General features: G+C 67.0%; 8 protein-coding genes and 1 pseudogene. 5 read left to right on the top strand and 4 right to left on the bottom strand.

The features are described from left to right. Positions 1-295: 295 nt before the first annotated feature. The 4 genes from VKG81_RS02165 (at position 296) to VKG81_RS02150 (ending at position 4,492) form a co-directional block, all read left to right on the top strand. Positions 296-2,281, top strand: a complete 1,986-nt coding sequence (locus VKG81_RS02165) for a glycoside hydrolase family 15 protein (protein ID WP_414685117.1) — start codon at positions 296-298, stop codon at positions 2,279-2,281. Positions 2,282-2,363: 82 nt separating this feature from the next. Next, positions 2,364-2,837 carry a hypothetical protein gene (locus VKG81_RS02160; RefSeq protein WP_324389258.1) on the top strand — a complete coding sequence of 158 codons (474 nt, stop codon included), beginning with the start codon at positions 2,364-2,366 and terminating at the stop codon, positions 2,835-2,837. Between the two features lie 403 nt (positions 2,838-3,240). Then, positions 3,241-3,870, top strand: coding sequence for a phosphatase PAP2 family protein (locus VKG81_RS02155; protein ID WP_324389256.1), 630 nt, complete (start codon positions 3,241-3,243; stop codon positions 3,868-3,870). Between the two features lie 313 nt (positions 3,871-4,183). Then, positions 4,184-4,492: a hypothetical protein gene (locus VKG81_RS02150; RefSeq protein ID WP_324389254.1), complete on the top strand. Its 309-nt coding sequence runs from the start codon at positions 4,184-4,186 to the stop codon at positions 4,490-4,492. A 115-nt stretch (positions 4,493-4,607) separates the two neighbouring features. Here VKG81_RS02150 and VKG81_RS02145 read toward each other — a convergent pair whose 3' ends face one another. The 3 genes from VKG81_RS02145 to VKG81_RS02135 are packed head-to-tail and all read right to left on the bottom strand — an operon-like array spanning position 4,608 to position 7,501. After that, a complete protein-coding gene (locus VKG81_RS02145) occupies positions 4,608-5,321 on the bottom strand; it encodes a hypothetical protein (protein ID WP_324389252.1) in 714 nt (237 codons plus the stop codon). Positions 5,322-5,340: 19 nt separating this feature from the next. Then, entirely contained in the window at positions 5,341-6,783 is a 1,443-nt protein-coding gene (locus VKG81_RS02140) for a fatty acid--CoA ligase family protein (RefSeq protein WP_324389250.1), read from the bottom strand. A 4-nt stretch (positions 6,784-6,787) separates the two neighbouring features. Beyond that, positions 6,788-7,501: a hypothetical protein gene (locus VKG81_RS02135; protein WP_324389248.1), complete on the bottom strand. Its 714-nt coding sequence runs from the start codon at positions 7,499-7,501 to the stop codon at positions 6,788-6,790. A 231-nt stretch (positions 7,502-7,732) separates the two neighbouring features. Between VKG81_RS02135 and VKG81_RS02130 the strand changes: the two genes are divergently transcribed. Next, entirely contained in the window at positions 7,733-8,227 is a 495-nt protein-coding gene (locus VKG81_RS02130) for an SRPBCC family protein (protein ID WP_324389246.1), read from the top strand. Between the two features lie 56 nt (positions 8,228-8,283). On the opposite strand, the pseudogene VKG81_RS02125 reads toward VKG81_RS02130, so the two are convergent. Further along, positions 8,284-8,971 (bottom strand): annotated as a pseudogene (locus VKG81_RS02125) (nitroreductase family protein). Positions 8,972-9,269: the final 298 nt, after the last annotated feature.

The following is a 9,269-nucleotide window of genomic DNA, read 5'->3' as shown; positions in this document are numbered from 1 at the left end:
TGACTGGATCGAGCGGGTCTACAACCGGCGCAGACGGCACTCAGCCCTCGGTATGATCAGCCCGGTCGACTACGAAGACCGACTCACTCAGACGGCACAAGCCGCCTGACCCTGTGTCCACCAAATGGGGTCAAGCCCAGCGTCGGCTTCACCGTGGGTGAGCTTGCCGGCGCGGCGAATGCTGTTCTGCTGCAGAGTGTTCGCTGCGCGGGGAGGCTGTACCGGCGCAGCCGTGGAGTCGCCGCACACGCCGGCGACGTGGACGAGCAGCCCTGCGGAAGGTGATGATGGGTGGATGGTGCTCAGCGCGGAAGCGAACGGGTTCAGCCCGCCACTGGTTTCGGCTCCGGCCTCGGCTCCCCAGGCCGAACGCCGGACTCGCAGGAACCCGTTTCCGCCGATCGCCGAGTATGCGTTCCTGTCGGACTGCGAGACCACGTGCCTGGTTTCCGCAAGCGGCTCCGTCGAATGGATGTGCCTGCCGCGGCCGGACTCCCCCAGCGTGTTCGGCGCGATCCTCGACCGCTCCGCCGGGCACTTCCGCCTTGGTCCCTACGGGGTGTCGGTGCCGGCCGCGCGCCGGTATTTGCCGGGCAGCCTCATCTTGGAAACCACGTGGCAGACCCACACCGGCTGGCTCATGGTCCGCGACGCGCTGGTGATGGGTCCCTGGCACGACATCGAGCGCCGGTCGCGCACCCACCGCCGCACCCCGATGGACTGGGACGCCGAACACATTCTGCTGCGCAACGTGCGTTGCGTCAGCGGCACGGTGGAATTGGTGATGGGCTGCGCGCCCTCCTTCGACTATCACCGCATCGGCGCGACTTGGGAGTACACCGGCAACGCCTACGGCGAGGCGGTCGCGCAGGCACGACAGGGCCCGGACGGGCACCCGAAGCTCAGGCTCACAACCAACCTGAACATCGGGCTGGAGGGTCACGAGGCGCGGGCCCGGACCCGGTTGACGGAGGGCGACAACGTCTTTGCCGCGCTGAGTTGGACCAAACACCCGGCACCGCAAAACTACGACGAGGCCGCCGACAAGATGTGGCAGACCAGCGAAATGTGGCGGCAATGGATCAACATCGGAAACTTCCCGGACCATCCGTGGCGGTCGTTCCTGCAGCGCAGCGCGGTCACATTGAAAGGCCTGACGTATTCGCCGACGGGCGCGCTGGTGTCCGCGAGCACGACGTCGCTGCCCCAAACTCGTTGCGGCGAACGCAACTGGGACTACCGCTACGCGTGGGTGCGGGACTCGATGTTCGCGATGTGGGGTCTGCACACGTTGGGCTTGGACCGCGAGGCCGATGACTTCTTCGTTTTCATCGCCGAGGTCTGCGGCGTAACCGGTGAAGGTTCCCCACTGCGACCGATGTATGGCGTCGGCGGAGAGCGCATCCTCGATGAGGAGGAGCTGCACCACCTGTCCGGGTACGACGGCGCGGTTCCGGTGCGTATCGGCAACGGCGCGTACCGCCAAAGCCAGCACGACACGTGGGGAAACCTGCTGGATTCGGTATATCTGCGGGCCCGGTTCCACGGGCATATCCCCGACGCGCTGTGGCCGGCGATCCAGCAGCGGGTGCAGGAGGTGACCACCTGCTGGCGCGAGCCAGACCACGGGATCTGGGAGGTGCGCGGGCAGCCTCAGCACTTCACCTCGTCGAAGATCATGTGTTGGGCCGCGCTGGACCGCGGGGCGAAGCTGGCCGAAATGCGGGGCGACAGAAGCTGCGCCGGGCAGTGGCGCGCGATCGCCGAGGCGATCAGGGCCGACGTACTGGAAAACGGCGTCGACTCCCGCGGTGTGCTCACCCAGCGCTATGGCTGCGACGCGCTGGACGCGTCGCTGCTGCTGGCAGGCCTGATCAGGTTCCTGCCGCCCGACGATCCACGGGTGCGCAACACGGTACTGGCCATCGCCGACGAACTCACCGAGGACGGACTTGTGCTGCGCTACCGCGTAGACCAAACCGACGACGGGTTGTCCGGCCAGCCGGGACCCTGCACCAGCTGGTCATTTCTGCTGGTGTCTGCGCTCGTGGAAATCGGGGAGGTGAGTCGCGCCAAGCGATTGTGCGAGGGGTTGCTGTCATATGTCAGCCCCCTCGATCTGTACGCCGAGCAGATCGAGCCGCGCACGGGACGCCAGTTGGGAAATTTCCCGCACGCCTTCAGCCACCTTGCACTGATCAACGCGCTCGTGCACGTGATCCGCGCCGACACCGAAGTGGACAACAGCGGGATGTTCATTCCCGCCCACGCGGCCATGTAGTTGCCCGGCGGGAGGTCGGCACCTGCAAGACCGAGGCCGACGAGTCGCAACTCACCGTGGCACAGCCGCGTAGTCTGCTGTCATGAGGCCGAGCAGCGCCGCGATTCTCGCCGCAACCTTTGTGCTATGGGGCTGTGGCGCGTCCGCCGGCCTCGCCAGCGCCGATCCGCCTGCGCCACCGCCTGAGCCCAAGACGACCATGGACCACGACGGCACATATTCGGTGGGCGTCGACATCCTCGCGGGCACGTATAGCTCTGCGGGACCCGTTGCCGGCGGCACGTGTTACTGGAAGCGGCTCAGTAGCCCCAATGGTAAAGACATCGTCGACAACGCCATGAGCAAAAAACCGCAGGTGGTGCGGATCGACCCGAGCGACACGGCGTTTAAGACGGACGGCTGTCAGCCCTGGCAGAGGACAGACGCCGCAAGCGCCGACGGCCAGACTCCCGGGGACACCCCTCCGTCGGTGGGGCAAGCCCAGCTGCACGCCGACATCGACACTCTCAACGGCTATGCCCGCCAGTTCGGTGCAGAGCAATTGCCCCAGCCGTGACGGCGCATCACCGATTCGACTCCTGCAGCGTCTTGAGATCCTGATTTCCGCCGAGCACCACCGCGGGGTGGCCCGACGCTGAGACAATTCTCCGCATCGCGCGTCAAGCGAGAGCACGGGCAACGCGGGGGGACGCAATGAGCATCATTCGGGGCTTGACTGCGGTGGCTATCTTCGCTGGCGCCGCGGTCTGCTTTGCAAGCCCGGTCCGAGCCGACGATTTCAGCGGCACCTACATCCGAACCGGATTTGGCACGCAGTCCACGTGGTTCGTGACGCCGTGCGGTCCGGGATGCGCCCACGTGGCGGATAGCAGCGGGCGGAGCGCGGACGCCCACATGGTCAGGGGTGGCGGGTCCGGCGGTGATGCCGCTAACCGGTGGGAGTTCGCTAGATTCGTGCAGTGACTGTCGGTGCAGCGATTCGTTGGTTGCCGCCTCTCGGGGTGGTCGCGATGCTGGTGCTCGGGTGGGCGGTGGGCCAGGGGTCGACGCCGGTGGATCGCTGGTTTGCACACCAGGCTCGCGCCGTGGTCGGTGACTACCCGGGCTGGCTCCTGGTCTTCACCGACTGGTGGCTGCTCGGTCCTGTGCTGGCGGCCTGTGTCGGTGCCGCGCTTTATCGGCGGCAGCGGCGAATGGCGGTGGTGGCGGCGCTGTGCCCGATCGTCGCAATCGAGCTCGACGAAGCGTTCAAGCGACTGGTTGACCGCCACAAAGGCGATGCCCTGGCGTATCCGAGTGGTCACACGGCGGCGGTGGTGGTCGTGATGGGGATGGTTGTGTTGGTGGCCGGCGCACGACTGTGGGCGCTCGCAGCTGCAGTCGCGATCAGTCTTCTTGGCATGCTCGGACAAATCGCCTGCGGTCACCACTATTTCACCGACACGGTCGGCGCCGTGCTGCTCACCAGTGCGCTTTTGTGCGCCGCGGCTCGGCTCGCGGATCGCTTCCCGCCCGGCCGCGGTTCGCCCGCAGCGGAGCCGCCTGAGTCGACACCGGCAACGCGTGCGTCGCCGGGAATGTCAACATAGCCATATGGCATCCAGAGGCAGCGGCGCGATGCGGTGTCCACCGGCGGTGCTTGTGGCGATGGCGGCGTTGACCGCCGCTTGCGCGCCCGGGCCCGTCGTGAACACCGGGGACACATCAGCGCGAACCGAACCAACTGCGTCGACCCCAGCGCCACCGACTCCGGCCGACAACCTGCATTTGGCCAACGCTTACGACTTCTTCGCAAGTTCTGGCGATCAGTCCGGCTACTACTTCACAACGCCAAGCGGGCGATGGCGGTGCGCAATATTGCCCCATACCCAAGCCGGCTGCCAATCGGCAAGTGGCTCGGCCATGAGCGTTCCAGGTGCGCCTGACTCCGTCACCACTGCTGCGGGTAAGAGCAGCGCGCCGAACGCGATGGTGATCGACAACACCGGCGACGCCCACTTCGCATGGCTCCAACCGTCGGAATTCTCGCCGGTACCTGGCCCCGCGAAGGTCCTGGAGTTCAACAGGGTTCTGGACGCAGCCGGCTTTCGCTGTAACGTTCAGGACGCGGGCGTTTCGTGTCTCAGCGAACTGACGGTTAAGGGGTTCACCTTCTCCCCTGACGGATACACGCTGCAATACAACGACGTTCCCGATAACGCGCCGCCGTGATGCTGATTACCGCTATCTCACCGGCACGCCGAACCCGGTTGCGGGCCTGCCGCCTCCCGCAGGATGGGCGCGCTCGCGGTACTCGGGTATCGGGCGGTAGGCCCTTGATTCAGCCTCAGTACAGCGGCGACCACGCTGATGTCCGCAGCAGTCGGCTCTCCCACTGATCGCGGTACGTCAGGGCATCGAACATGTAGCTGCCGGGCGCGCGGTGCTCCGGCGGAGTGTCGGTGGTGAGCAGACGGACGAGCGCCGCGTAGTCGTTGGACGCGTCAATCTTTTGCCACAGCATCGCTTCTCGCCGCTTGTGGCTGCCGTGCGCCACCTGGAAGCACGCCTGGATTTCGAGTAGCCGCATCCCGGCCGGCGCTTTGGATAGCGGCCTGTAATAGATCTCGTCCCAGCAGCGGATGTAGTCGTCGAGTGGGGCGTAGGGCCAGCCGGTGTCCTCCATGAACAGACTCAACGGATGCGTCGCACCAGCAGTGGGGACGCTCGCGAGGTCCACCGTCTGCAGAGGCGACCAGTCGACCGGCAGGAGGATCTTGCCGGTCACCTCGTGGCGCAGGTTATCCAGCTCGCGCATCCACGGCTCGAGATCGCCGTTTTGGGTGCGCCGGGCGAGCCTCTCCCAGGCCGCGCCGTCGGCGATGCCCGTAATGGTGACCACGTTGTAGGACACCCCGGAGCCGTGAGCGTGGTTGGTGTACCACAGCAGCCGAGCCTCGTCGTCGGCGCCGAGCGTGGGCATCCAGCCCTCCCGGTAGGCCGCCTCGAACTCGTCCTGGCGTGCGCCGTTCACCTTGTGGGTCTCGTGAAGGAACAGCACGAGGACTCCTCTCGCCGGCTCATACCCCATCCGCGATCAGCGAGGCGAGCTGACGGCGGTTGATCTTGCCGGTGTCGTTGTAAGGGATCTGGTCGACGATCTTCAGCGCCTCGGGGAGCTTGAAGTAGGCGATCAGGTTGCGGCAGTGCGATCGCAACTCCGCGAGCGTCACCGCGGAGCGAGCCACCACTGCTGCCCCCACGCGCTGGCCCATCTCCTCGTCGGCTATTCCGGCGACGGCCGCGTCGCTTACCGCCGGATGGGTACGTATGGCCTCCTCGACCTCGATCGGCCCGAACTTCTCTCCGCCGCGGTTGATGGTGTCGGTCAGCCGGCCGCTCGGGTAGATGTAGCCGTCGGAATCCTGGCGGGCGAGGTCACCGGTGCGGAGCCAGCCTTCGGTGACGTTCTGGGCGGTGCTCACCCACAACTCGCCGACCGCTCCGGCCTCGACGTCGTTCCCTGTGTCGGGGTCCACCACCCGGACCTCGACCCCGGGAAGCGGCCGGCCCACGGATCCCGCACGGTTGGGATCGTGATGATCGTCCGGCAACAAGGTCGTGTAGGCGCCGAGCGTCTCGGTCTGACCGAAAACGTTGGCGAACGCCACATGCGGAAGGGCGGCCATCGCCCTTCGCACCAACGCGACGGGCGCGGCAGCCGCCCCGTAGGCGATGGCGACCAGAGACGTGAGGTCGATGCGGTCGAAGTCGGGATGATCGAGGATCCGCTGGAGCATCGTCGGCACCAGGAATGCGGTGCTCACCCGATGTTCCTGAACCAGGCGCAACCACTCTCCGGCCTCGAATCGATCCTGCACCACCGAGGTGTTGCCCGAGTACAGGCTGCCCAGCATGCCGAGCGAGCCGCCGACATGGAAAAACGGGACGCACATCATCCCGACCGCCGGGGCGAGGTCCGCCCGAAACGGTGCCGCGAATCCCGTGATCCGCGCGCTCAGCTGTCCGTTGCTGATGCCGACGGCCTTGGGGAGCCCGGTCGTGCCGCTCGTGAACAGCACCAGGGCGTCGCGGTCGCCGACCTCCTCAGCGGGCCGCGGCGTGAAATCCTGGCCGTCGCCCAGAAGGTCGGCGGCCGTTAATGCCTTGCTCACGCCTGCTTCAAGGAGCCGGCCCGCGTACGCCTGCCCCGCAACTCCCACGCCGGCGCATCCGGCGTTGTCCAGCAGCACCCGCAGCTCCGACGGCGTCAGGGCGGGGTTAATCAGCGCTGCGGCAGCACCGATCCGAGCCGCGCCGAGCACTGTCGCGATCGACAGCAGGCTTCCCGCGTCGACGACGGCGACGCGCTGTCCGGCCACCCCGTTGGCAGCCAGGCCGTCGGCGCATTGCCCGGCGGCCGCGGCGAGCTCGCCGTAGCTGGTGGCACGCCCGCCGATGATGAGTGCGGCGCGGCCGGGATCGCCGGCGGCGGCGGCGTCGATGATCGTGCCGGTGTTCATGCGCTCAGTACAGGGGTGACCACGCGGCTGTCCGCAGCAGCCGGCTGTTCCACCGATCGCGCAGGTCCAGGGCATCGTGCATCCAGGTCCCCGGGCCGCGGTATTCGGGGGGAATCTCAGTCTGAAGCAAGGTGACCAACGCCTCGGGCCGGTTGATGCGCTGCATCAGGGCGACCTCACGGCGCAGGTGGCTGCCGAGAGCGGGTTGGAACGCCGCCTGGATCGTCAGAAGGGAGGCCGGCTGGTCGAGGCTCTTGGCGTACACCTCACCGCAGCGGTCGATGTATTCGCCGAACTTGTCCTCGTAGGGCCAGATGGTGTCTTCCATGTAGAGCGTCAGTTCGTGCTCCCGCCCGTCGACCGGCACCTCGTCGAAGGCCACGTCCTGAAGCGGGGACCACGGGAGGGGCACGAGCAGCTTGGCCTCGACGTCATGCCGAAGCTCGTCCACGTCACGCATCCACCGCTGGAGATCGCCCCTCTGCACCCGCCGGGCCAGGCGCTCCCACGCGGCTCCGTTGCGAACGGCGGTCACGGTGACGACGTTGTAAGCGGGGCCGCTGCCGTGGGCGTGGTTGGTGTACCACAGCAGCCGGGCCTCGTCGTCGGCGCCGATTGTAGGCATCCAGCCCTCCCGGAAGGCGGCCTCGAATTCATCTTCGGCGCGCCCGCGCACCTTGTGCACCTCGTGGATGAACAGCATGCCGGGACCTCCCACGTGTCGGGCACTGCACCGTGCACGCCTCGCTCAACGGACGCTAATCCCGGCGCCTCTTCGTGTCCACGCCGCGGCAGATCGACGCACACGCGGCGGATAGGTTACCCGCGATGTCCTGCCCGGCTTGGCGCGGGCGCTGTAAAGTATCGGCACGGATTTCCAACCTGCCTCGCGGTCGCCCGCAGAGACGATCAGAGACGATCATTGTCGGACCAGGTGGGGAGAACGCTGATGCAGTCCTACACCGTGCGATTCCTTGTCGAGGCGCCTCCGAGAAAGGTGTGGCGGGTGCTGCATCCGCCGGTGGCGCCGAACGCTCCGCGGCCGCGCGTCCTTGAGTGGCCAACGGGCCGGATGGAGATCTTGACCGAAGGCGACGAGGCCGGTGAGGGTCTGGTCCGCACCTGTGTCTTCGAAGTGCCCAGGTATCTGCTTTCCGGGGGCAAGGGGCGCTCGTGGGAGACGGTTACCGAGGCGAAGATCAACAAACTGTCACGGTACGTGGCGATCGGCAAGCCGCTCTGGTCGCGCGCCGAGGGCTATCACGAACTAGAGGAACAGCCCGACGGCACCACGGTCCTCACGTTCCACGAGACTTACTATGCCTATAACCCGTTGCTGCGCTTACTTCTCGAACGCCCGGTGCATGCAAAAATCTCTCGCGACAACCTCGCCACTTACGAGCACGCGCTCAGCTATGCCGGCCGCGTGCGGCGACTGCCCTAGCCGACCCCCGGGATGGGGCAGGTCGCCCCTGCACGTCGGTTCGCTCCGCGGGATGGTCACCCCCGCGCCGGCGGGCCGCCCGTCGAGGGGTGTGCAACCGCGGCCACAAGGTCATCAGCCGGCTCGTCCCAGCGGTCGAGATCCACGACCTCGGCGAGGGAGCGGCGACGGACCGGACCGTGCTTGCCTTTGGGCCAACCCACCCACGACGTGGCCGGCGAGCATCCACTCGTCGGGTACGCCAACGGCTTCCCGCAGCAACCGCTCGCCGCCGTAGGAAGCCCAGCTGGTGAGACATGCCCCCAAGCCCTGTGCGCGGGCGGCCAGAAGGAAATTTTGCATCGCGGGGAAGATCGACCCTCCAAGCAGCAGCTCGGAGGCCGTCGCGAAACGCTTCTGCGTAAACAGGACGGAAGTGAACTCGCGCGCCCGATCGTGGAGTTCGTAGGTCGCGCGATTGTCGCGGGCTCGGCGGCTGCGGTCGGCGTCGGCGGGCCGGGTCATCCCGTACACCGGCTCGATCACCTCCAGAGCACGAGCCGCGGCCTTGGCCACGACGGCCCGCTGCCCGGGTGATTGCAGGACGATGAAGCGCCAGGCTTGTGCGTTGGCGCCCGATGGCGCCCACGTCGCAGCTTGGAGGCATCGCGCGAGCGTGGCGTCGTCGACCCGCTCGTCCGTGAACCGCCGGATCGTCCGTGCAGTCGACATCACCTCCCAGACGTCACTGCTTGGTCCGGTCATGCAGGCTCCCTCCTTTGCTCGTCCTTCACGGATACCGCGGCATCGGACCCGCCTGGCGACAAAGGTCTGCCCTTTGGTGGCCATCGCGTTGTGGCCCCGACTGCACAGGGCCACACGGTCAGGCGGCCAATCTATATTTGCACGGCAGCTGGAACAGGGTCGGCTCTGACAGCGGCGGCATTACTCTTGACCAAATCGCCTCGAGAGGGCCTTCGCGATGGTGGGGATCGGCGCACTGCGACTGTCGCCGCGGCCGGGGTTTTGGGTGGGGGTCACCGCGGCAAGCGTCGGCGTCATC

The organism is Mycobacterium sp., assembly GCF_035314905.1.
Classification (GTDB): Bacteria; Actinomycetota; Actinomycetes; order Mycobacteriales; family Mycobacteriaceae; genus Mycobacterium.
This window is presented reverse-complemented; position numbering and strand designations above follow the sequence as displayed.

Bases quoted from the DNA above. Each gene is read 5' to 3' on its own strand.
- VKG81_RS02150 (WP_324389254.1), top strand. From the start codon at position 4,184: ATGAGCGTTCCAGGTGCGCCTGACTCCGTCACCACTGCTGCGGGTAAG.
- VKG81_RS02165 (WP_414685117.1), top strand. From the start codon at position 296: ATGGTGCTCAGCGCGGAAGCGAACGGGTTCAGCCCGCCACTGGTTTCG.
- VKG81_RS02140 (WP_324389250.1), bottom strand. From the start codon at position 6,783: ATGAACACCGGCACGATCATCGACGCCGCCGCCGCCGGCGATCCCGGC.
- VKG81_RS02160 (WP_324389258.1), top strand. From the start codon at position 2,364: ATGAGGCCGAGCAGCGCCGCGATTCTCGCCGCAACCTTTGTGCTATGG.
- VKG81_RS02130 (WP_324389246.1), top strand. From the start codon at position 7,733: ATGCAGTCCTACACCGTGCGATTCCTTGTCGAGGCGCCTCCGAGAAAG.